Annotated in this window: 19 protein-coding genes; 6 read left to right on the forward strand and 13 right to left on the reverse strand. The window is 58.3% G+C overall.

Going from position 1 to position 22,220, the window contains the following annotated elements; translation table 11 throughout:
• Window positions 1–6: 6 nt before the first annotated feature.
• Window positions 7–432, forward strand: coding sequence for a DUF4079 family protein (locus DWB63_RS08120; protein ID WP_128328317.1), 426 nt, complete (start codon window positions 7–9; stop codon window positions 430–432).
• Window positions 433–505: 73 nt separating this feature from the next.
• Here the strand turns inward: DWB63_RS08120 and DWB63_RS08125 are convergent, their stop codons facing one another.
• From DWB63_RS08125 to xylF, 3 genes are all read right to left on the reverse strand, one after another.
• Window positions 506–1,264, reverse strand: a complete 759-nt coding sequence (locus DWB63_RS08125; protein ID WP_128328318.1) for an ATP-binding cassette domain-containing protein — start codon at window positions 1,262–1,264, stop codon at window positions 506–508.
• A 9-nt stretch (window positions 1,265–1,273) separates the two neighbouring features.
• Window positions 1,274–2,497, reverse strand: a complete 1,224-nt coding sequence (locus DWB63_RS08130; protein ID WP_128328319.1) for a sugar ABC transporter permease — start codon at window positions 2,495–2,497, stop codon at window positions 1,274–1,276.
• A gap of 144 nt (window positions 2,498–2,641) precedes the next feature.
• Window positions 2,642–3,664 carry a D-xylose ABC transporter substrate-binding protein gene (gene xylF, locus DWB63_RS08135; protein ID WP_128328320.1) on the reverse strand — a complete coding sequence of 341 codons (1,023 nt, stop codon included), beginning with the start codon at window positions 3,662–3,664 and terminating at the stop codon, window positions 2,642–2,644.
• Between the two features lie 590 nt (window positions 3,665–4,254).
• On the opposite strand from xylF, the gene DWB63_RS08140 reads away from it, so the two are divergent.
• From DWB63_RS08140 to xylB, 3 genes are all read left to right on the forward strand, one after another.
• Window positions 4,255–5,466 (forward strand): ROK family transcriptional regulator, encoded by a 1,212-nt coding sequence (locus DWB63_RS08140; RefSeq protein ID WP_128328321.1) that lies wholly within the window; start codon window positions 4,255–4,257, stop codon window positions 5,464–5,466.
• Between the two features lie 67 nt (window positions 5,467–5,533).
• Complete coding sequence (gene xylA / locus DWB63_RS08145) at window positions 5,534–6,841, forward strand: xylose isomerase (RefSeq protein WP_128328322.1); 1,308 nt, start codon at window positions 5,534–5,536, stop codon at window positions 6,839–6,841.
• Between the two features lie 28 nt (window positions 6,842–6,869).
• Window positions 6,870–8,375, forward strand: coding sequence for a xylulokinase (gene xylB, locus DWB63_RS08150; protein WP_206613146.1), 1,506 nt, complete (start codon window positions 6,870–6,872; stop codon window positions 8,373–8,375).
• A gap of 76 nt (window positions 8,376–8,451) precedes the next feature.
• On the opposite strand, the gene DWB63_RS08155 is transcribed toward xylB, so the two are convergent.
• Complete coding sequence (locus tag DWB63_RS08155) at window positions 8,452–9,162, reverse strand: SIMPL domain-containing protein (RefSeq protein WP_128328323.1); 711 nt, start codon at window positions 9,160–9,162, stop codon at window positions 8,452–8,454.
• 260 nt (window positions 9,163–9,422) lie between these two features.
• Here DWB63_RS08155 and DWB63_RS08160 point away from each other — a divergent pair, with 260 nt between their 5' ends.
• Together DWB63_RS08160 and DWB63_RS08165 are read left to right on the forward strand one after the other, a co-directional pair.
• Window positions 9,423–9,956 carry a TlpA disulfide reductase family protein gene (locus DWB63_RS08160; protein ID WP_128328324.1) on the forward strand — a complete coding sequence of 178 codons (534 nt, stop codon included), beginning with the start codon at window positions 9,423–9,425 and terminating at the stop codon, window positions 9,954–9,956.
• A 39-nt stretch (window positions 9,957–9,995) separates the two neighbouring features.
• Window positions 9,996–10,544, forward strand: coding sequence for a peroxiredoxin (locus DWB63_RS08165; RefSeq protein WP_241648747.1), 549 nt, complete (start codon window positions 9,996–9,998; stop codon window positions 10,542–10,544).
• 9 nt (window positions 10,545–10,553) lie between these two features.
• Here the strand turns inward: DWB63_RS08165 and DWB63_RS08170 are convergent, their stop codons facing one another.
• From DWB63_RS08170 to fdhD, 9 genes are all read right to left on the reverse strand, one after another.
• Window positions 10,554–11,270, reverse strand: a complete 717-nt coding sequence (locus tag DWB63_RS08170) for a response regulator (RefSeq protein WP_128328326.1) — start codon at window positions 11,268–11,270, stop codon at window positions 10,554–10,556.
• On the reverse strand, window positions 11,267–13,279 hold the full coding sequence (locus tag DWB63_RS08175) for an ATP-binding protein (RefSeq protein ID WP_128328327.1): 2,013 nt from the start codon (window positions 13,277–13,279) through the stop codon (window positions 11,267–11,269). Before DWB63_RS08175 ends, DWB63_RS08170 begins: the two co-directional genes overlap by 4 nt.
• Window positions 13,279–14,463: an ABC transporter substrate-binding protein gene (locus DWB63_RS08180; RefSeq protein ID WP_279593562.1), complete on the reverse strand. Its 1,185-nt coding sequence runs from the start codon at window positions 14,461–14,463 to the stop codon at window positions 13,279–13,281. The genes DWB63_RS08175 and DWB63_RS08180 overlap by 1 nt, the downstream gene beginning before the upstream one ends.
• Before the next feature lie 341 nt (window positions 14,464–14,804).
• Window positions 14,805–15,530 carry a 4Fe-4S dicluster domain-containing protein gene (locus tag DWB63_RS08185; RefSeq protein ID WP_128328329.1) on the reverse strand — a complete coding sequence of 242 codons (726 nt, stop codon included), beginning with the start codon at window positions 15,528–15,530 and terminating at the stop codon, window positions 14,805–14,807.
• A 14-nt stretch (window positions 15,531–15,544) separates the two neighbouring features.
• Complete coding sequence (gene fdnG, locus DWB63_RS08190; protein ID WP_128328330.1) at window positions 15,545–18,571, reverse strand: formate dehydrogenase-N subunit alpha; 3,027 nt, start codon at window positions 18,569–18,571, stop codon at window positions 15,545–15,547.
• A gap of 25 nt (window positions 18,572–18,596) precedes the next feature.
• Entirely contained in the window at window positions 18,597–18,827 is a 231-nt protein-coding gene (locus tag DWB63_RS08195; RefSeq protein ID WP_128328331.1) for a hypothetical protein, read from the reverse strand.
• 387 nt (window positions 18,828–19,214) lie between these two features.
• Window positions 19,215–20,141 (reverse strand): transposase, encoded by a 927-nt coding sequence (locus DWB63_RS08200; protein WP_128328332.1) that lies wholly within the window; start codon window positions 20,139–20,141, stop codon window positions 19,215–19,217.
• A 15-nt stretch (window positions 20,142–20,156) separates the two neighbouring features.
• Complete coding sequence (locus DWB63_RS08205) at window positions 20,157–21,044, reverse strand: formate dehydrogenase accessory protein FdhE (protein ID WP_128328333.1); 888 nt, start codon at window positions 21,042–21,044, stop codon at window positions 20,157–20,159.
• A 251-nt stretch (window positions 21,045–21,295) separates the two neighbouring features.
• Complete coding sequence (gene fdhD / locus DWB63_RS08210) at window positions 21,296–22,075, reverse strand: formate dehydrogenase accessory sulfurtransferase FdhD (RefSeq protein WP_128328334.1); 780 nt, start codon at window positions 22,073–22,075, stop codon at window positions 21,296–21,298.
• Window positions 22,076–22,220: the final 145 nt, after the last annotated feature.

The following is a 22,220-nucleotide window of genomic DNA, read 5'->3' on the forward strand; positions in this document are numbered from 1 at the left end:
ACGATCATGCTTTGGATACATCCGATTATGCAGGCGCTCTGCCTTATCCTTGCCTCCTATGTCCTGTACATGGGGTGCAATCGATTTCGTTTTCAGCATCTGAAGCAGAAGGCTTCCTTCAACTGGAAGCGGCACGTGCTGCTCGGTAAGGTGGTCGATTGGGTCTGGCTGGCCGGTATGGTGCTCGGTCTGTACATGGCGCAGCAAAGCTGGGGTACCCTGGGCCTGACCGGCGGCCACTATCTTGTGGGTATGTTCATGGTGCCGCTTATCCTGATCAGCCTTGTCACCGGGTATATCCTGCAAAAACCCGGCGGAAAGAAGCCCCGGTTGGCGTTGACCCACGGGGCAACCAACGCGCTTCTTTTTCTCATGGCCCTGTATCAGTCCTGGTCCGGCATGGAGGCGGTGCGACTCCTGTTGCTGGAGTAGGTCCTTTCATCCATGACAGCAAAACGGCCGCATCCGTAAGGAGACGGCCGTTTTGCTGTCATGGAACGGGCTGTCATGCGGCCTTGGGTTCTCCGGGGTTCTTGCCCAGGATGATCATGCCGAGCACCTCGTCTTTGGTCACGTCCCTGGTGCGTTGCGTCCCCACGAGCTTGCCGTTCTTGATGACCGACACCCGGTCGGCCAGGTCGAAGACGTCGTGCAGGTCATGACTGATCAGGAAAATGCCGATGCCCTCGCTCTTGAGCTGTTTGATCAGTTCCGCCACCATGGCTGTCTCGTGCGGGCCGAGGGCTGCCGTGGGTTCGTCCATGATCAGGATCTTGGCATTGAAGTAGATGGCCCTGGCAATGGCCACGGACTGGCGTTGGCCGCCGGACATGTTGCGGACCGGGTCCTTGATGTTGGTAAAGTTGGGGTTGAGGCGGCTGATGACCGCGCGTGCCTCGTTTTCCATGCGCCCATCGTCCAGGGTGCCCCATTTGGTCATGATCTCCCGGCCCAGGAAAAGGTTGGCCGGGGCGTCCAGATTGTCGGACAGGGCCAGGGTCTGGTAGATGCACTCGATGCCGTGGGCACGGGCATCGCGTGGCCTTTTAATTTCCACTTTTTCGCCGTTGATGAAGATATCTCCTTCATCGCAGGGGATGGCCCCGGACAGGGCCTTCATGAGCACGGTCTTGCCCGCGCCGTTGTGGCCGAGCACACCGACCACTTCGCCTGCCATGAGGTCGATGGATACGTCCTGCACGGCATGGACTCCGCCGAATCGTTTGTTTATGTTGCGCATTTCAACCAATGGTGTCTGTGACATGATGCGCTCCTATCTTCTGTTCTTGTTGTAGACCACGTCGAACCAGACGGCCATGATCAGGACCAGGCCGATGACCACCTGACGCATGGCGCTGGATACGCCGAGCAGAACCATGCCGGATTCCAGCGACTGCATGATCAGTGCGCCGAGGATGGCCCCGGCAATGGAACCGAGTCCTCCGGCCAGGGACGTGCCGCCTATCACCGCAGCAGCGATGACATTGAGCTCTGCCATCATGCCCATGGAGTTGGCTCCTGCATTGAGGCGGGCCGTGGTGATGACCGCGGCCACGCCGCAGAGGACGCCCATGACGCCGAAGATGTACATGGTCACGCGCGGCACGTTGATGCCGGACAGCTCGGCCGCTTCGGGATTGCCGCCGATGGCGAAGACGTAGCGGCCGAATTTGGTGAGCTTGGCCAGCAGGGTCATGATGACCACCACGCCGATGAGAATAAGCACCGGGATGGGGATGCCGCGCGGGATTTCCGTACGCGGTTTGTAGTAGGAGTTCATGATCATGACAAAGCCGCAGATAAGTCCGATGGAGACGCCCAGGATAAGCAGTTCCGCCCAAAGCGCCTTGGGCTTGCAGCCATAGCGTTTGCGCCGAATGCGCCCCTGGTGGGCCGCAAAGAGCAGGGCCAGGATGCAGATGGCACCGAATATCCAGCTTCCGGTGGCCCCGATGGAGCCGTCGATGCCGCCGCCGAGCAACTGGTAGGTCTTGTCCATGGGGGCTACGGTTCGGCCGTCGGTGACCAGGTAGGCCGCGCCGCGAAAGACCAACAGTCCGCCCAGGGTGACGACAAAGGCGGGAACGCCGCGGAAGGCGATCCACCATCCCTGCCACAGGCCGATCAGGGCGCCCAGCAACAGGCCGCAGACAACGGTCAGGGGCCAGTTCCAGGCGGCGCCCAGAGTGAATATGTGGACCTGCAAAAAAGCGATGACCATGCCGGTGAAGCCCATGACCGACCCCACGGAGAGGTCGATGTGCCGGGCCACGATGACGAGCACCATGCCGGTGGCCATGATCCCGACCACGCTGGTCTGCACTGCCAGGTTGTACATGTTCCGGGCCGTGAAGAAGATGCCGTCGGTCATGATGTTGAGCGTGATCCAGATGACGAGCAGTGCACCGATCATGGCCAGCATTCGGGTGTCGATCTCGAGGGTACTGCACAGGCGTTCGAAGGATGAAAGCCTGCTCTCTTGTTCTTGGGAATCCATAAAGCCGCCTGCCCCCTGAAAAGTGTTGCTGTTTAGTAGTATGTATACCCGGAAAGCGGCCATGGGGAAAGGTGCAGCTCAACGGGTGCGGAAAGGGGACGCCCATTCGGACGTCCCCCACAGTATATGCGATTACTCAGCGGGTTATGGGCACTGGCCCTCGACGCCCTGGCACAGGACGTCCTTGGTGATCCAACCTGCATCGATGACCAGGCTCAGATTGTCCTTGGTGACGGGAATAGGGGGAAGCAGGATGGCGTCCATTTCAACGCCCTTGGCTCCACCCGACCACTTGATGGTGGCTTTCGGGGTTTTGCCTTGGGCCAGTTCCACAGCTATTCTGGCAGCAGCCTCACCCAGCACGCGAGCGTCCTTCCATACGGAGACGGTCTGGATGCCGCGGGCAACGCGATTCAGGGCGGCATGGTCGCCGTCCTGGCCGGAAACCGGGGTGATGCCTTCCATGCCCTGGGCGGTCAGGGCGGCCACAACGCCGCCTGCGGTGCCGTCGTTGGAAGCGACGACTGCGTCGACCTTGTTGTCCATGGCGGTCAGGATTTGTTCCATGTTTCGCTGGGCGACTTCAGGCTTCCAGCCCTCGGTTCCCTGGGCGGCCACGTTCTTGATCTTTCCGGCCTTGATGGCCTCGTCCAGGACTTCCAACTGGCCTTCGTACAGGAATTCGGCATTGGGATCGGTGGGTGCGCCCTTGATGAAGACGTAGTTGCCTTCGGGCTTGACGGCATAGACGGCGCGGGCCTGCATGCGGCCAACTTCCTTGTTGTCGAAAGTCAGATAGAAAACGCCTTTCTTTTCGATGAGGCGGTCGTAGCCGACCACAGGCAGCCCCTCGGCCTCGGCCTTGGCGATGGCGGGCAGGACGGCATCGGCATCCCAGGCCAGCACGATCAGGGCGTTGGCTCCCCGGGCGATCAGGTTCTCGACGTCGGCGATCTGCTTTTCGGCGGAGGCCTGGGCATCGGCCATGATGTATTTGGCGCCCATTTTTTCGAGTTGGCCCTTGATGGCCGCTTCATCGGTTTTCCAACGCTCTTCCTGGAAATTCGACCAGGAAACGCCGACAATCAGGTCCTTGGCCACGGCACTGGTGCCAAAGGCCATGATCACGACGGCAGCAACAGCCAGCAATGTGAGTTTCTTCAACATGTGGGGTTCCTCCTTACCACATTCCGTTTATCTGTCCCGGGCGGGGCAGGGGGGCGAAGAGCCGCCCGTCCGCCATTCTTGGCATTCAATGCCCAGATTAAGGGCATCCGCAACTGAATTCCAAAATGGGATGGTGCGGCAAACGGCCCGGGCCGACTTCCTGCCTCCCCGGCGGAAAATCTGCCACATCATACGGCGAACTCTGCCAAAAAATAATGCCTGTGGCAAGAATTAATTCGTTCAATAAACTTGAAAACGACAAGAATTGAAGTGTTGTCGAGTTTTGTTGCATCTGTCTTTTAACTGCCTTGAAATACTGATATAATTAACCAATCTTAGGCTTTGATTAACCTTGTCTGGTTCGATGATATCAATAATAATAGGCTGTTGCATTTCTTGCCATGCCATCCTATCCCTGTTAAACATTTTGATAATAGGGACATTTTTTTATGATTTCAACAATGGCTTCTTTTTCTATTAATCTTGAATTATTGAATTTAATATCGTTCTTTTTGTTTTATAAATTTCCTCAGTCCCTGGTTGCGAAGTTGATTTTTAAGTTTTGTGAGTGAATTAAAGGACGTCCAGTAATGAAGGCTGCCAACCAAGATTTTACCCGTGCCGTAAATCAGTTCAATATTCTGAACAGCATACGCGAGGCCGGGCGTATCTCCAGAGTGGAGATAGCCGAGAGAACCGGGCAAAGCCGGGCCTCGGTGACCAACATTACTGCAGCCATGATAAGCCAGGGGCTCATCCGCGAAGAGGACTGCGGGTGCAAACCCAAGCGCGGGCGACGGCGTATCATGCTCACCCTCAATCCCGAGGCCGCCCATGTGGTGGGCGTCAAGATTTCCGCTTTCCAGGTCAGTTTTGCGGTGGTGGATTTCGTGGGGGACGTGAAGTCGTCTCTCACCATGCCCATCAGGGTCAGCGAGCGGTCGGAGGCGACCGTGGCCGACTTTATCGAGGACGGGGTTCGGCATTGCGTTGAGGATGCCCGGTTGCGCATGGAGGACATTGCCGGTTGCGGCCTGGGCATATCCGGTTTCGTGGATTCGGCCACCGGTACCTGCATGTGGACGCCGCTGAAGAAGGGACAAAGTAACATCCGCGCCATGGTTTCCGCCCGCCTGAACATGGACGTTTACATCGAGAACGATGCCAATTCCGTGACCGTGGCCTCCCAGTGGTTCGGGCTGGGCAAGGGGATCGACAATTTTCTGGTGGTCACCATGGAGCACGGTGTGGGCATGGGCATCGTGGTGGACGGCAAGCTTTACCGGGGATCGTCCGGCATCGGTGCGGAATTCGGTCATGTGGTTCTGGTGCCTGATGGAGAGCCGTGCCGGTGCGGCAAGTTCGGCTGCGTGGAGGCCTATGCCTGCGACGGTTCCATTCTTCGCAGGGCAAAGGAACAGCTGTCCAGGAGGCGAGGTTCCATTCCGAATCTGGAGACTCTGATCATAGAGGATGTTACGTCTATGGCCAAGGCCGGGGATACCGGTTTGCAGAAGCTTTTTCGCGAGGCCGGGACCATCTTGGGCCAAGGCATTGCCGGACTCATTCAGATTTTCAATCCCGAGCGGGTTATTGTCACCGGCGAAGGTGTCAGGGCTGGAGACCTTGTCTACACGCCCATGCGCAGGGCCATGAAGAAGTTTCTCAACAAGGAATTGCTCGAGGCTACCGAGATCGTCATTCAGGCATGGGGTGACAACGACTGGGCGCGTGGGGCTGCCGGGTTCGTCCTGAGTGAACTCTATAAGTCGCCGCTGGACAAGATACATCGGTCAAGATGATCGATTTGTAAACGCAATAATTAATCAATTTTCAATAATAACAGGAAAATAAAGAGCGAGGTAGACAATGAATAACTTTTTCCCCGAAGTGCGGAAAATCGAGTTCGAGGGCAGGGATTCCACCAACCCTCTGGCCTTCAAGTACTACGACGCCGGACAGGTGGTAGGCTGCAAGACCATGGCCGAACATCTTCGGTTCGCGGTCTGCTACTGGCATACCTTCAAGTCCCAGGGCAGCGACCCGTTCGGTTCCGGCACCTTTGAACGCAGCTGGAATGCCGGAACTCCCATGGAGGTGGCGGAGAAGACCCTGGAAGCCAATTTCGAGTTCATCACCAAGCTCGGCGTACCGTTTTGGTGCTTTCACGACCGGGACATTGCGCCCGAGGGCGCTTCCTTCCGGGAATCCATAGACAACCTGGAGACCATCGTGGCCAAGGCCAAGGTTTATCAGCAGGAAGCCGGCGTCAGGCTGCTCTGGGGTACGGCCAATATGTTCAGCCATCCCCGATACATGCATGGGGCGGCTTCCAACCCGGATCCGCACGTGGTCGCCTGTTGCGCCATGCAGGTGCGCCGCGCTCTGGACGCCACCAGGGAACTGGGCGGCCAGAACTATGTCTTCTGGGGCGGCCGTGAAGGTTACGAGACTTTGCTCAACACGGACATGAAACGTGAGCGTGCCCAGATCGCGGCCTTCTTCCACATGGCCGTGGAGTATGCCAAAAAAATTGGCTTTACCGGCCAGTTCCTCATCGAACCCAAGCCCCACGAGCCGACCAAACATCAGTATGACTTCGATTCTGCCACGGTCCTGTCCTTCCTGCGCGAATTCGACCTGCTCGACCATTTCAAGATCAACGTCGAGGCCAACCACGCCACCCTGGCTCGTCATTCCTTTGCCCATGACCTGGCCGTGGCCGCGGAAGCGGGCAAGCTCGGTTCGGTGGACGCAAACATGGGTGATCCCCTGCTCGGCTGGGATACGGACCAGTTCCCCACGGACATCAACGACACCACCCGCGCCATGCTCGTGATCCTGGAAAACGGCGGACTCGGTTCAGGTGGATTGAACTTCGACGCCAAGGTGCGCCGTGCTTCCATTGACACGGCGGATCTGTTCCACGCCCATATCGGCGGGATGGACACCTTTGCCCGCGCCCTGCTGACTGCTCAGGCCATCATGGACGACGGCCGTATCAGCGAGTTCAAGGCGCAACGGTATGCCGGTTGGGACACCGGTTTCGGCAAGTCCATGCTGGAAGGTAACGAGACCCTGGAATCCATGGAAGCCAAGGCCCTGGAATTGGGCGAACCCAAGCGTGTTTCCGGTCGTCAGGAGATGCTCGAAAATATTTTGATCAACGCTATCTAGGGTGCCTTCGGCGGACGGGAGTTGTCGTATGAATGGACTGTTTATTGGGATTGATTCCGGGACGCAGGGGACCAAGGGGTTGGTGTTGGACGCGGAGTCCGGCGGTATTCTGGCCGAGGCCCACGCTCCGCACAGCCTGATTGAAGACGGTACGGGCAAGCGCGAGCAGGAGCCGGGCTGGTGGATAGCCGCCTGTCGGGCCGTCCTGGGCCAGTTGGTGTCCGATCCCAGAGTCGATCCGTCTCTGGTGCGCGGTATCGGTGTATCCGGCCAGCAGCACGGGTTCGTGCCCCTGGACGCCGCCGGGGAGGTCATCCGCCCGGCCAAGCTGTGGTGTGACACGGCCACCACGGCCCAGTGCAGTGCCGTCACTGAAGCCATGGGCGGTCAGGAGGCGGTGGTCGATGCCATAGGCAATTCCGTGGCCGTAGGGTTTACGGCCTCCAAGGTGGTTTGGCTCAAGGACAACGAGCCGGAGAACTATGACCGGCTGTCCACTGTTCTGTTGCCCCATGATTATATAAATTATTGGCTCACGGGTGAGCGCAGGACCGAATGCGGCGATGCTTCCGGCACGGCCTATTTCGATGTGGCCCAGCGGCGTTGGAGCATGGAGATGCTGACCGCCATGGACCCGTCCGGCAAGCTGGTCGATTGTCTGCCCGAGCTGATTGAATCCGACCAGCCCGCAGGCGTGGTTCGACCGGAGGTGGCTGCAGAGTTCGGATTCGGCACGGACGTCCTGGTCTCCAGCGGCGGCGGTGACAACATGATCGCGGCCATCGGCACCGGCAACGTGGTTCCGGGCGTGGTCACGGCCTCGCTCGGCACTTCGGGCACTATCTACGCCCATGCGGACAAGCCGGTCATCGACCCGCAGGGGGAACTGGCCGCGTTTTGTTCAAGCACCGGCGGGTGGTTGCCTCTGGTCTGCACCATGAACGTGACCGTGGCCACCGAGCTGACCAGGAATCTGCTGGCTATGGACACCGCCAAGCTCAATACGTTAGCTGCCCAGGCCGACGCGGGCGCGGGCGGCGTCATGCTGTTGCCCTATTTCAATGGCGAGCGGACTCCGGCCCTGCCGAAGGCAACGGCTTCCTTGCACGGTCTGAATACTTCCAACTACACTCCGGCCAACCTGTGTCGTGCGGCCATGGAAGGGGCGACCTTCGGTTTGCGGTACGGGATGGGCGTCCTGCAGCGTCTCGGCGTGAAGCCTGCGGAAATCCGGCTGGTCGGCGGCGGGGCCAAAAGCACGTTGTGGCGGCAGATGGTGGCTGATGTTTTCGACTGTCCGGTGGTTTGTCCCGTGGTAGAAGAAGCAGGAGCACTCGGCGCGGCCATTCAGGCCGTGTGGTGCGTGAAACGGGATGGCGGCGATAAAGTGGCTCTGGTCGATCTTGCGACGAGGTATGTGGTCATGGATGCTCCCGGTGGAGCGACTCCCTCAGCCGGTGCCGTGGAGAAATATACCGGATTGTATGGAAAGTATCTTGCACTGGACTCAGTCTTGCGAACGGTCAACGAATAGCTTTGCGCAAATTCGGATAATAACAAGGCCCTGCAACAGAATTGTTGCAGGGCCTGTTTGTTTTTGAAAAGCCCGATCAGTCTTCCAGGAAATAGTCGACGTTGGTCACGACCCTGATCTGTTTGATTTCCGGCGTGTACTGGTCCCTGTCCTCAAGGCTGAAATAGCCTTGGCTGGCCCTGCGGATGTTGCCAACCCGGGAACCGGAGTCCTCGGCGAACTGTTTGGCTGCGTCGCGGGCGTTGCGGGTGGCCTCGGCGATCATGTCCGGCTTGATGGCGTTGAGGCCGGTGAAGGTGAAGGTCGGCCTGAATTCCCAGTTCTGGACCAGCATGACACCGAGGGACACGAGTTCGCCGGCTGCGGACATACCCTTTTTCACGGTGGGGATATCCTTGGAACGGACCGTGAGCACGGCCTGGGCGGTGTACCGCTGGGCGGGCCGTTGGTTCGGCATGTTCATCTGGTTGTCCTGGATGAGCGGGGCTGCGTTCATTATTTCCGCATCTCCCAGGCCCTGCGCCTTGAGAAAGATCATGATCTGGGCGCGGGATTGGGCCAGGGCCTCATCCAGTTCGGGCAGGGTGTCGGCAGCGGCGCTGAAGCTGATGGGCCACATGGCCAGGTCGGCAGGCACTTCCCGTTCGGCCAGGCCCTTGACCGAGACATACCGGTCCATGGCCTTGAATCCGACCAGGGCGTTACCCAGCACCCAGCAGCCGGCCACGATGCCCAGCGCCAGGATGGCCCCTGTGATGATTGAGTGAGAGGAGTATTTCTGTTCCATGCTTTTTCCCGTTCTTGAGCAGAGCATTTCTGCCCGGTTATGGTTAGTGATTCGTCATGTGGACGCACTTTATCACAACTCCATGGGAGAGGGCGAGAAAAGATGTTCGGGTCAGGCTGTGGCAACCTTGGTGCAGAAGCATGTGAGAGAGAGGGGGTATTGCTTAAGGCGAGTATTTTCTGGAATAATAAAATACGTGGTTCATAGGCACCGGTCTCCTTCGACGAGAGTTAAATCCACCCAAGGATGAGGATAATGACATGAAGAAAATGATGCTGACCTTGGCGGCCTGCCTGTTATTGGCGACCGCACCGGCAATGGCAGCTGATCAATTCCCCGATCTGGTCCTCAAGGGCCAGATCAGTCCGGAACATCGGGCCTATCTGGCCGCGCCCGAGGGCGAGTTCTCCGTGGCGGACATCCGAGCTGACTTCCTGCTCGTCGAGGTCTTCAGCATGTACTGCCCCATCTGTCAGCGGGAAGCGCCCGCAGTGAACCGGATGTTCGTCGAGGCGACCGCGTCCGACAAGGGCGAGCGCATTCGGTTCATCGGCATCGGGGTCGGCAACACGCCCTTTGAGGTGGAGTTCTACCGCAAGAAGTACGGGGTGGAATTTCCGATTTTCGAGGACCCCGATTACGTGGTCCACAAGGCCTTGGGCGAAATCGGCACCCCGGCATATTATTTGGTCGATCTCAGGGAAGGCCAGAGGGAGATTTTGTTTTTCCATGAGGGCGAAATCCCGGACAAGGACGTTTTTTTGAAGACCGTCCTGGACAAGACAGGTCGATAGGAGGGGGCTATGTTACGTAAACTGTCTCTTGCGGTCATGATGACCTGTTTGTTTGCTGCCGTGGCCTTTGCAGAACATTTCACCCCGTATCACGTGGGGAAGCTCAAACCGACGGATTCCGTGCTCAAGGTCGCGGTGGGCGATCCTGCACCGGACTTCGAGTTGCCAGGCCTGGACGGGAACAAGGTGCGCCTGAGCGACTACCGGGGCAAAAAGAACGTGGTCATTTCCTTTGTCCCGGCCGCGTGGACCCCGGTCTGCTCCGACCAATGGCCGGGCTACAACCTCGCCCTGGAACTGTTTCACGGCAACAATGCCGAACTCTTGGGCATCAGCGCGGACAACACCCCGAGTCAGGCCGCCTGGGCAACGGCCATGCATGGCCTGGACTTTCCTGTACTGTCGGATTTCTGGCCTCATGGTGCGGCGGCGGCCAGTTATGGCGTGCTTCGGTCCGACGGTATGACCGAACGCGCCCTGTTCATCATCGATACAAAAGGGATCATCCGTTTCATTGATGTCCACGACATCAACATGCGTCCCGATCTGGGCGTATTGATTCACGAATTGGAAAAACTCGGCAAATAAACCGTTCCGCTATTGGGCGGTCAGGGCTTCCTCTTCAGTGTCGAACATTTCCACGAGCTTGGTTATGCCCAGGGTCTCGAATACCGCCTTGAAATTGCTGGACAGGCCGGCAAGGATAATGCGGATATTTGCGGTCTGATATTCCTTGATCAGTTTGGTCAGGCCTGTGATGCCCGCCCCGTTGATGGAGGCATTCTTTTCGAAATCGATGAGGATGACGTCTTTCTTCAGGGCCACAGCCTGGACAAAGGTTTCCGTCAGGCGGGTCATGGTCATGGCCGTGACGTTGCCGCGCACGCCGATGACCGCAGCTCTGGTTCGCTCTTCTAGCACCACCTGCCCTTCTTCGTTCTTGGTGATGGACATCCGCTCTTCGGCGCGGGTCAGGGCCTTTTCCAGGGCTTCGCGCTGCAACGGCTTGTTGATGAAATCCGTGGCATCCAGGTTCAGGGCCTGGATGGCCAGGTCCATGTCGCCGTGGCCGGTAATGACGATGACTTCCGTGTAAGGATCAAGTTTTTTGATTGCCTTGAGCGCTTCGATACCGTCCATGACCGGCATTTTTATGTCGGTCAGCACAAGACCAGGAGACTCCCGTTTGAACGTATCGACGCCTTCCTGGCCGTTCTCCGCAGTCAGGACCTCATAGCCGTATGCGGCGAGCAGGAGGGAGAACATCTTCAATGTAGGCTGTTCGTCGTCTATGACCAGTACTTTTTTCTTCATGCCTTGCATTCTCCTCGCTTGCTGGCTGCAGGGAATTCAATCTTGAAAACCGTGCCTTTTCCTTGAATGCTGTTGATGCGTATCTCTCCACCGTAATCCTTAATGATGCCATAGGTGATGGCCAGTCCGAGCCCCATGCCCTGACCGGCCTCCTTGGTGGTGAAGAAGGGTTCGAAAATCTTGCGCTGATCCTTTTCGGCTATGCCGGAACCTGTGTCTTCAACCTCGGCATAAACCCGGCCGTTCTCTCCGCCGGTGCGGATGATGATCCGGCGGTCGCTATCGCCGTCCGAAGGTGAGGAAGCGTCGTTGATGGCATCCCGAGCGTTGGCCACCAGGTTGAAGACCACCTGCTGAAGGCGGTTGGAATGGGCCTGCACGGGCTGCAGGTTGTCGGCCAACTCCAACACGAAGCGGATGTTGTTCAGTTCGAACTGTCGCCTGACCATGGACAGGACCGCCCTGATGGGCTGGTTGATGTCCACGTGTTCCGCCATGAGGTCGGACTTGCGGCCAAAGGAACGCAGGGTGTTGATGATTTCGGCGGCACGGTCCACCTGAATGGAAATTTCGCGGACCACCTCGAGGAAATGTTCCTTGGGGATTTCCAGGTCTTCTTCCTGCATCTTGGCGAGGAATTCGCTACCCATCTTGATGGCGTTGAGCGGCTGATTGATCTCGTGGGCCACGCCGGCCGACATCTCGCCCAGCGACTTCATCTTGCCCGCCTGGATGAGTTGGGCATCCTTTTCGATCAGTTCCGTGATGTCCGTTACCGCGATGATGATGGCGTGTTGTCCCCTGTAGGAAATGGGGCAGGCGTGTATGTTCACAAAGAAGGGTTCGCCGTCCTGCTTGTAATGAATCAGCTTGGGGTAGTAGACGCAGCCGCCTCCACCATCCGTGAAATAGGTCAGGCAGTCTATATTGTGCTCGGGACCGAGATCCAAAAACCGCATCCCGATGATTTCCTGCTTGGGGTATCCGTAGAGTTCCGTGGCACGCGGATTGGCATCGCGAATTTTGCCTGTGGCGCATTCAACCACGAAGATCGGGTCCGGGCCTGAGTCGAACAGTGAACGGTATTTTTCTTCGGACTCCCGCAGGCGGCGTCGGTACAGCTTGATGGACCAGAGCATGTTGCGGAAGGAGTCGCCGAGTTGGACGACCTCGTCTCCTTCGTGCTTGCGGTAGAAGGCGCAGTCCGCACACTTTCGGTGCGCTTCTCCGGGCCGCTGGCCGCTGCGGGACTGGTCGAAATGCCAGCAGGGCAGGTCCGTGTTGCTGAAGGCCGGGCACTCGGCGCCATCCCAGTCCTCACCCGATCCGAGCTTGAGCGGGATGTCGAAGTTGCCCCGGCTGATTTCGTCGGACAGCCGGGTCAGGTCCGACACGGGTTTGGTGATGTATTTCGACAGCCAGGAGCTGAGGATGATGGTGATGATGATCACTGCCGAGATGAAACCGAGGAAGGCCACGCGCAGCTTGCCCACCAGGGAGTCTATGTGGCGTTTGTTCAGTCCTACATGGACAGTGCCGATGCGATAGAGTCCTTCGTTGATGGCGGCTGCCAGGTCGTATATCTCCTGGCCTCCCAACTCCATCAGCCGGATGGAATCGTGCTTGCCGGGCGGGATGGTGTTGTCGCGCAGGTTGTCCGGGAGGTTGTGCGGCAGGGTGTGGGCCAGGATGTTGCCGTCCTGGTTCTCGATGAAGATGTAGGCGACCAGATCCTTGCGTTGTCTGAGACGGCCCTCGTCGAAGATCAGGGAGAGCAATTTGGGTATGTCGTTGTCCAGGATGTACGAGCCGCCGCGTTCCGCTACGGAGTGGGCGATGGCAAAGCCACGCATTTCAAGTTCGTTGGTCAGGGAGCTGACCAGGATATAGCGGGAAACGAGTGCAATGGCCACCGAGATGAAAAGCACGGCTGCCAGCATGGAAAACAGGAGCTTTTCGCGCAGGCCGATGCGGGCGAAGCGGGTGGAGGCCTGTGTGCTGAGGCTCATCAAAGCGACCTCAATTCTTCGTTGAATCCGGACCAGTTGGAAAACGGGACGAAGTGCCCCTGGTGCAGTTTGGTGAAATGGATGGCCTCCAGCCCCTGGCGGTCGGCAGGACCGTAGGTGATGGACATGCCCGGTCCGAGCTTGAAATCGTGGATGGATTCGATGGCGTTGATGAATCGTTCGCGGGTCAGGTTGCGCCCGGCGATTCTGAGGCCTTCCACCATGATTTTCGCGTTGAGGAATCCTTCAAGGCCGATAAAACTCGGGGTATCGTCAGGAAAATACCGTTTGAGGAGCCTGACGTAGTCGCTGGCGGAATCGTTGGCCGAGTAGCCGTCCGTGGGGGTGTCGATGGGTGGCGGTACCACCTGCGACATGAACACGTGGGCCGGAGAATTCATGCCGACTCGGCGGGCCAGTTCCTCAGCCCCGACAAAGGATACAGTGTAGAAAATCGGATTGAATTCCTGCTGTTCGGCCAGTTCTATGAACTGCGCGCAGGCGCCGTAGGTGCCGATCATGACCACTGCTTCGGCGTTGGATTTGCGGATTTTCTCCAGCCCTTCTTGCACATCCTGCGTTCCGCGGATGTAGGAGCCTCGGGCAACGGGTTCAAGCTCGTATTTCTTGAGGGCGAGCTCCGTGCCGATGAGACCGTCAAAGCCGTAAGCGTCGAATTGATAGAACACGGCGATCTTTTGCAGCCCCAGATCGTTGACCATATGGCTCACCGCAGCCATGGTTTCCTGGTAGTATGAGGCCCGGATGTTGACCACATAACGGTTGACGGGCTGGCGCAGGGCATTGGCGCCGGTGAACATGCCCACCAGGGGAATGTGGGCTTCCTCCACCAGGGGGAGCGCCTTGAGGGTGGTCGGGGTGCCCACGTAGCAGAACAGGGCGAACACGTTGTTGTCGATGATGAATCGCTGGGTGTTGGCCAGGCATTGGGGCGGATCGTAAGAGTCGTCCACGGCGTCCACCCGGATCTTTCGTCCGTGGACGCCGCCCTGCTCGTTTATGTGGTGGAGGTACGCCTGGGCGCCTCGCAGGGTCTGGGTGCCGAGATATCCCGCATGGCCGGTCAGGGCCAGGGATGACCCCAGGGTGATCAGGTTGTCGGTCACACCCGGAGTGGGCGAATCTGTAATTGAGGATTCGTCGGCGGTATCACATGCGGCCAGGACAAGGGTCAGGCAGGTGAAAATACAGATCCAAAAGGGGGTTCGCACGTTTCTACTCCAAATTGGGATCAACAATACTATGCTGTCACTCTCGTTACTGGCTCGCTCGTAAAAAAACAAGGATTCCCTTTTTCCCCACAATGTAACATCGGATTCGGGCAGGCTTTTGGCCATTGCATGACGACCCCGACAATAACAATTGCCGGGGTCGTGAAAAACTCCGATAGCCCCGGACGCTGACAGTGTCCGGACGGTGTGGCCTACGGAGGTGTTCTCGCATGTCTGGCGTGCAGAGTAAACCCCGGTGCGGAACACAGTGTCCGCACCGGGGGGGAGGGGTATTAGGAGGTCATGCTTTTGACCGGACGTCCCAGGGCGGCCAGGAACTGCTTCCTGGACATGGGGCTGTTCCTTACGGGCGAAGCGTCTGCGGACATGGACTCGTAGTAGCTGTCCGGGTCGGTCTGCACCAGGTAGATGACACGCACATACTCGGCATCGACAAGTTCCGCTTCCGGGTATTTCTTGCTTGCCGCAGCAAGGTGTTTTTCAGCCAGTGCAAGCATGTCTTCCCGGTCGCCGAAGTTCATGGCTCCGGTGGGACAGGTCAGGACGCAGGCGGGCAGCATGCCGGCCTTGACGCGGTCAATGCACATGTCGCATTTGACCACCCGGCCGGTTTCCTTGTTGACGCGGGGGATGTCATAGGGACAAGACATACCGAAGGCATCCTTGTTCGGTTCCTTCGCAGTCAGGTCGGTGTAGACCACGGCGCCGGTTTCCTTGTCGTGCACGATGGAACCGGGCACGGTCATGGCATCCAGGCACGGCGGCTCAATGCAGTGGCGGCACTGTTCAGGGAAGAACAGCCATTGCATCTTGCCGTCCTTTTCCACTTCTTCGAAGCGGACCAGTTTGAGGGTCACGCCGGACAGGTCTTTGGGGTTCTGGTGGGAGCCCCAGTTCTCGGTCTTTTCGGCGGGCAGTTTCTTCCATTGCTTACAGGCAACCTGGCAACCACGGCAGGCCGTACACTTGGTCAGGTCTATGAAGAATGTCTTACTCATGTGTCATTCCTCCTTTACGCCTTTCGGACGTTGACCATGAAGGCCTTGGTTTCAGGGATACCCGTGTTCGGGTCGCCAACGGACGGGGTCAGGAGGTTGGCGGAATCGCCGCCATCCTTGGGCCATGTCCAGCCGAAGTGCCAGGGGAGACCGACCTGATGGACGGTGGTTCCCTGGACCAGGAACGGCTTCAGTCGCTTGGTGACGATCGCCTTGGCCCAGAGGGAGCCGCGCAACGATTCCACAATGACTTTCTCGCCGTTCTCGAAACCGCGGAGTTCCGCCAGTTCCGGACTCATTTCCACGAACACCTGAGGCTCGGCTTCGGTCAGCCAGTCGCAGTTCCTGGTCATGAGGCCGGTCTGCCAGTGTTCGGTGACGCGGTAGGTGGTGCCGACCAGGGGGAACCTGGGATCGCACACGGCCTTTTCCTCGGCGTCGAACTTGAGAGCGGTCGGGTTGTGCAGGGTGCCGGAGAAGGGATGCTTCTTGACCGGGCATTCCAGCGGTTCGTAGTATTCGGGCAGCGGACCGTCGGCGCGGCCGGGGCCGTAAAGCTGACCGAATCCGTGCTTGCGCATGATGAAGGCGTACTTGGTGCCGGGGGCCCAGCCGCCGTCGGGCACATCGCCCACCCACTTCTCGCCGTTCCAGGCGATGACCGCCTTTTCCGGGTTGTAGGGCTTGCCCTGAAGGTCGACCGAAGCGCGGTTGTACAGCACGCGGCGGTTGACGGGCCAGCACCAGGAGAAGTTCGGGTAGAGGCCGATATTGGCCTGCTCCGGGGTCTGGGTCAGGTCGCGGCGTGCGGCCATGTTGCCCTTGTCGGTGTAGGAGTGACAATACAGCCAGTTGCCCGAAGCGGTGGAACCGTCGGCCTGGAGGAAGGCAAAGCTGGGAACCTGCTCGCCCTTCTTGTACATCTTGCCCTTGATCTCGGTATCCTTGGTGAAGAATCCGTTGATCAGCTTGGCTGTCTTGTGGGGATCGAACACGCCCTTGGTGGCGATGGCGTCCCAGGTGAGCCGGGTGATGGGCTCGGGGTAAGCGCCTCCTTCCTTCTTGTACAGGGTCTGAATCTCTTTCATCAGTTCGTACATGAGGTCGCCGTCCGGCTTCAGGCCGTGAGGGGCGTCCGGTCCCTTGTAGCGCCACTGCATCCAGCGGCCGGAGTTGGTGATGGAGCCTTCCTTTTCAATGGAAACCGCGCAGGGCAGGAAGAAGACTTCGGTCTTGATCTTGGAGGGATCCATGCCGGGCCCTTCCCAGAACCATCCGGTTTCATTGGGGAAGATGTTAACGTTCACCAGCCAGTCGAGTTTGGTCAGGGCGTTTCTGGTCTTGTTGGAGTTGGCGCCGGAACAGGCCGGGTTCATGCCCCAGGCCAGCAATCCCTTGAACTGGCCCTTTTCCATTTTGTCGAACAGGGTCAGCCAGGAATAATCCATGGCCGAGGCCGAATCGAGCCTGGGCAGGAACTGGTAGGCGTCTTCCGGGGTGTCGTTCTGCCACATGGACTTGATGAGCGAGGCGGAATACTTCGGGTAGTTCTGCCACCAGTTGGCGGATTTGGGATCGTTGGAGACCGGGGTGTATGCCTCGTTGTATGCTTCCAGGGTGGGCTGGGACCCCTTGGGGGTGCTCAGGTAGCCGGGAAGGATATGGTAGAGCAGACAGTGGTCGGTGGAACCCTGGACGTTGGATTCGCCGCGCAGGGCGTTGACGCCGCCGCCGGCCACACCGATGTTGCCCAGCAGGAGCTGGATCATGGCCATGGAGCGGATGTTCTGCACGCCGACGGTGTGCTGGGTCCAGCCCATGGCGTACATGATGGTTCCGGCCTTGTTGGCCACGCCGGTAGCCGCATAGGTCTCGTAGAGCTTGGTCAGGTCTTCCTTGCCCATGCCCGAGATGGAGGAGACCTTGTCCAGGTTGTAGCGTTCGTAGTGCTTTTTGAGCATCTGGTAAACGCACTTGGGATCGGTCAGGGTCGGGTCCTTCTTGGGATTGCCGTCCGCATCCATGGCAAAGGCCCAGTTGGACTTGTCGTAAGTCCTGGTGGCCTCGTCATAGCCTGCGAATATGCCGTCTTCGAATTTGTACTTGTCGCCGACGATGAAGGAGGCGTTGGTGTAGTTGACTACGTAGTCCTTGAAGATCAGGTCGTTGTCCAGGATGTACTTGATCATGCCGCCGAGCACGGCGATGTCGGAACCGGAGCGGATGCCCGCGTACATGTCGGCCTTGGCCGAGGTCCTGGTGAAACGGGGGTCGACGTGGATCAGGGTTGCGCCCTTTTCCTGCGCCTTGGTCACCCATTTGAAGGAGATGGGATGGTTTTCGGCAGCGTTACTGCCCATTATGAGAATGCAATCAGAGTTCTGGATGTCGATCCAGTGATTGGTCATCGCGCCGCGTCCGAACGACTCTGCCAGAGCCGCAACAGTTGCGCTGTGTCAGATACGCGCCTGGTGTTCTATGTACACCAGGCCGAGGCTGCGGAGCATGGTCTGGTAAGCCCAGCACTCCTCGTTGTCGAGAGCGGCCGATCCGAGGGAGGCGATGCCGTCGCAACGGTTGACCACCTGGCCCTTGGCGTTCTTTTCGGTCCAGGTTTCGTCGCGCGTCTTCTTGATGTTGTGCGCGATTTTCTCCAAGGCCCAAGCCAGGGAGACTTTTTTAAATTCCTTGGAATAGGGAGCCCTGTAGAGGACGGAATCCGGGCGGCGGTCGTTGTCAGCCAGCTGCCAGATGGATGCGCCCTTGGCGCACAAGGCGCCTTCGTTGATCGGATGATCCGGGTCACCTTCAACGTTGACGGCCTTCTTGTCCTTGAGGGACGTGTTCACGACGAGACCACAGCCGACTGCGCAGTAACAGCAGACGGTAGTGGTTTGTTTGCTCCATTTCGGGTCAAGGGCAGCAGCGTGGTTCGGCATGGTAGCCGCCTGAGCATTGCTGCCAAGCCCGAGTCCGCCGAAAGCCGTGGCTGTGGCCGCGACAGCGGAGAGCTTGAGGAAGTTTCTTCGATTGGTATGCATTCGACCTCCTGAGGTTGGGTGCGGGTCAACGCCCGCGGATCTCGCGGCCCAAGGCCACGAGCAGCTTGTAGCCGCCAGGCTGCACTACGGGTTCCGGGACGGACACAGAGACGCCTGAACTGCCACCATGACAGTGAGGGACCAGGGTCATCGTCTGTGCCGCCGCCAAAACCTCATCCACGGCAAATCCAAGCCCCTGGAAGGGCGTGGAGGCTGCCGCGGTTGCAGCCGACAAGTGGTTGTTGATCATGCGCATGAGCGTACCTTTCCCATTTGTTCGGTTATCCCCTTTATGGAGGAGTTGGAGGGGGGCGGCAAAGAAATGTGTCTTCGCACTATTTTCGCACAGGGGAAAAACGACATGTTTTTTCAAACATGTTGGGGGGCATGGTTTTGCGTTATGTCAAAAATGACATAAATTGATACCTTTACCACGCTTTTGCACAAGATCTGCCCGGGTGGGCTAATGATGGACGAATTGAGGAAGGGCAGCCGGGTGGCCGGGCGGGTATGCCGAATCATCTAGCTGTAATCAAAGGGATTATTAATTGACCGTCAGGCGCTGCGGGCAAAGGGAGCGGACCGGCTGTGGCATGGCGGGGCCGCGTCCGGGCGGCCTGCCGTAGAGAGAGGTGCCGACCGGTCAGTCCGCGCTGGGCACCAGCGCGCAAAGATAGGCGGCCAGGATTTCGGTCAGGGACTTGTCGCGGTTGTTGAAACGGAACTCCAACTCCTTCATGTAGAGCGGGAAGCGCTGGCAGGAGATGCCCCGGAATTTCTTGATCCGGGACTGGGCGTACTCCCAGAATTCATCCTTTACCGCGTCGATGTGGGGAGGCTCGTCGTAGCGGCGGATGACCTCGTAGTGGAGGGAGTCGTTACCGCAGAACATGAGCGCGTCATATTCCTTGTATTTGTCCGTGTACACCAGGTTGCCGGTGCGGATGAGCTTCAGGTGGAAGTTCATGTGGAAGTGGAAGAGCGTCTCGGCCTGGAAGCCGGGCACAAGGTCGATGAAAACCAGATCGTCCCGACGCAGTATGCCGTAGACCGGGATGGTGTCCATGCGCATTTCACGGGGGCCGCCCGTCAGGCGGTTGCCCTTGAGGTATGAATCCAGGCCCGTGGCGGAGCTGATCAGTTGGCGGGCGTCCAGGGCATGGGCCATGATGGCGAACCGGATGGCGGTCAGTGCCTTGTAGACCGTGTTGTAGGACAGCTCCAGCTGTTCCTTCATCTGGTGGACCGAATTTTCGTTTACGAAGAGCACCAGGAGTCGCAGCCATTCGCTCGGGCTGAGCGCGCCGTTGTTGAGCCAGCGGCCCGAAAAGGGCTGGAAGGTGTATTTGCAACTGGCACAGCGCAGCCGTTCGCCGGAGAGGGAGTATACTTTACGGTGTCCGCACCGGGGACAGAAGGGATCGCCCGTGGGCCAGGTCAGCGCAAGGAGGTATTGCCTGGCCTTGGCGTCATCGAACAGGAGCATGTCGAACCCGTCTTTGCCAAGAGGGTCGATGATCGGCATGATGTGCGAATTTTTCTGCATGGTATCCCGGAGAAGAGCAGGCATGGAAGCCTCCTGTGTCTAGAAACCCCATGCGGACAGGGTTGCCCGCTTGTATCCCTGACCGGCAGCCACATAATCCAGGGCCAATGAGTCCAGGTCGTCGAGAACCGGCAGTGCGACACGGTCCAGTTCCCGGAAATCGATGGTCTTGATATAGGTCTTGCAGGTGTCGCAGACATCCACGCGGAATCCCGGCTCTTCATCCACCGTGAAGAAGGTGAGTTTTTTCTGGTCCTCTTCGCCGCAGACCGGACAGCTGATGCGTTTGATCCGGTAGTGATGGCGGCAGAAGGAGCAGGTGGCGTGGCGTGCGCCTTCTTTCTGCTCAAGGGAGGATATCAATGGCAGACTGCCGCAGACGGGGCAGGTGCCGACCGCCGGAACTTTGATTGCGGGCAGTTTTTCCGCCAGCAGTCCCGCCGCGGCCTCGATGGACGGTCCCATGGAGGCAAAGGCCAAAAAAGGCAGGGTCTTGGGCGCATTCGGAGTACGTTCCGTCCAGGAGGCGAAGAATGCGGTGTCGTCGTTCTGGAATTTTGTGAAGAGTTCTGCCGCAGTGAACTCGTCGCTGGCCAGGGCTTTGGCTACCGCGTCGGCGCCTTCACCCATGGGACCACCCGCCTTGCTCAGGAGATCGATGAGCTTGCCGAGCAGGGTTTCGGCCTGGACCGCATCATAGGGAAGGTCTTCACGGGCGATCAGCGACACCCCCTGAAACACTGCTTCGGCCGGGGTCAGTTCGCTGTCGGGCGGCAGGGTGACAACGGCCTCTGCATACGCGTCCAGCTGTATGTGCGCCACTGCGTCCAGCAGGTCGATCAGTTCACTGGAGATATACGACTTTTTTTTCAACTGGGTGATCTTGCTGTCCAGCTTGCGCTTTGCTTCGGTCATGTTGCGTTCCATGTGATGTCCTCTTGGTATTTTCCGTGTTTGGAAAACCCTATGGGGCGCCCACCATCTTGCCAAAGCTTTTGCACTTACTCAAGGTCTGGCACAAGAATTATGTAAACCGTCTAAATAACTTGACAAGTTTCAATGGAATTATGCCTCAATAGGCATAATTAGTATGGAATTGGTCAATAAAACAGGGTGTTCAGAAAGATGAAGAAAATTGAACTCAGGCTGTTCCTGAAGGGAAAAAAGGGGTGTGCGGATCAGAAACCGATGATTCGTCCACAGTCGTTGTAGACCCAGAAACTGTCATCCTTGATATTGCCGATCAGGGTGATTCCGGTCTTGCGGGCCAGTTCCACGGAAAAGCTGGTGGCCACGGCCGTGGAGGCGAGGATGGGGATGCCTATGCGCACCACCTTGAGCAGGATTTCCGAGGCAATCCGCCCGGTGGATACGATCATCTTGTCGTCTACGGCCACATCGTCGAGGAAGCATTGGCCGCAGATCATGTCAATGGCGTTGTGCCTGCCGATGTCCTCACGGAACAGGAGCATTTGGTCCGGGGTGCACAGCGAGGAATTGTGACAACCGCGGGTTGCGTTGTAGAGGGTGGAGCGTTCGTGCAACTCTTTGGCGTGGGCCAGTATCTGTTCGGGGGTGACCTTGATGTCGCCGCCCAGGAACCGTTTGGACACGGTGGCTACATTGCGGCCGAAGTTGGTTCCCTTGCCGCAGCCCGATGTGATGGACCGCTCCATGACCCGGTCTTTCCACGGGTCGTGGCAGGTCTCGACCTCGGCCACCAGACGGTCGCCTTCGTCGCGGACGGTCAGGTCAGTTATCTGGGCCGGGCTGGACAGGAATGCATCGGACTTCAGGAAGCCTATGGCCAGGTACTCGGGGTGCTTGGCTGTGCAGAGCAGGGTCACGACCTCACGCCCGTTGAGCATGATGGTCAGAGGCACTTCCTGTATGGATTTGATCGGGGTGCGTGCAAACCTCCCCTTGTATTCATATATTTCGTAGTCGTGCGAGTCCATGGTCATCTCCGCCTTGTGTTGGCCATGCTGAGTCCTGCAGTACAAATACCTGCCTGTATCCCCCTGGCGCAAGAAATGACAATTTACCCTGACTCTCACACCTGGAGGTATGGTTCTCTTGTTAAGGATTCTTTAGGGAAAACAG

Source organism: Pseudodesulfovibrio sp. S3, assembly GCF_004025585.1.
Lineage (GTDB): Bacteria > Desulfobacterota > Desulfovibrionia > Desulfovibrionales > Desulfovibrionaceae > Pseudodesulfovibrio.

Bases quoted from the DNA above. Each gene is read 5' to 3' on its own strand.
- DWB63_RS08120 (WP_128328317.1), top strand. From the start codon at position 7: ATGCTTTGGATACATCCGATTATGCAGGCGCTCTGCCTTATCCTTGCC.
- DWB63_RS08125 (WP_128328318.1), bottom strand. From the start codon at position 1,264: ATGTCACAGACACCATTGGTTGAAATGCGCAACATAAACAAACGATTC.
- DWB63_RS08130 (WP_128328319.1), bottom strand. From the start codon at position 2,497: ATGGATTCCCAAGAACAAGAGAGCAGGCTTTCATCCTTCGAACGCCTG.
- xylF (WP_128328320.1), bottom strand. From the start codon at position 3,664: ATGTTGAAGAAACTCACATTGCTGGCTGTTGCTGCCGTCGTGATCATG.
- DWB63_RS08140 (WP_128328321.1), top strand. From the start codon at position 4,255: ATGAAGGCTGCCAACCAAGATTTTACCCGTGCCGTAAATCAGTTCAAT.
- xylA (WP_128328322.1), top strand. From the start codon at position 5,534: ATGAATAACTTTTTCCCCGAAGTGCGGAAAATCGAGTTCGAGGGCAGG.
- xylB (WP_206613146.1), top strand. From the start codon at position 6,870: ATGAATGGACTGTTTATTGGGATTGATTCCGGGACGCAGGGGACCAAG.
- DWB63_RS08155 (WP_128328323.1), bottom strand. From the start codon at position 9,162: ATGGAACAGAAATACTCCTCTCACTCAATCATCACAGGGGCCATCCTG.
- DWB63_RS08160 (WP_128328324.1), top strand. From the start codon at position 9,423: ATGAAGAAAATGATGCTGACCTTGGCGGCCTGCCTGTTATTGGCGACC.
- DWB63_RS08165 (WP_241648747.1), top strand. From the start codon at position 9,996: ATGACCTGTTTGTTTGCTGCCGTGGCCTTTGCAGAACATTTCACCCCG.
- DWB63_RS08170 (WP_128328326.1), bottom strand. From the start codon at position 11,270: ATGAAGAAAAAAGTACTGGTCATAGACGACGAACAGCCTACATTGAAG.
- DWB63_RS08175 (WP_128328327.1), bottom strand. From the start codon at position 13,279: ATGAGCCTCAGCACACAGGCCTCCACCCGCTTCGCCCGCATCGGCCTG.
- DWB63_RS08185 (WP_128328329.1), bottom strand. From the start codon at position 15,530: ATGAGTAAGACATTCTTCATAGACCTGACCAAGTGTACGGCCTGCCGT.
- DWB63_RS08195 (WP_128328331.1), bottom strand. From the start codon at position 18,827: ATGCGCATGATCAACAACCACTTGTCGGCTGCAACCGCGGCAGCCTCC.
- DWB63_RS08200 (WP_128328332.1), bottom strand. From the start codon at position 20,141: ATGCCTGCTCTTCTCCGGGATACCATGCAGAAAAATTCGCACATCATG.
- DWB63_RS08205 (WP_128328333.1), bottom strand. From the start codon at position 21,044: ATGGAACGCAACATGACCGAAGCAAAGCGCAAGCTGGACAGCAAGATC.
- fdhD (WP_128328334.1), bottom strand. From the start codon at position 22,075: ATGGACTCGCACGACTACGAAATATATGAATACAAGGGGAGGTTTGCA.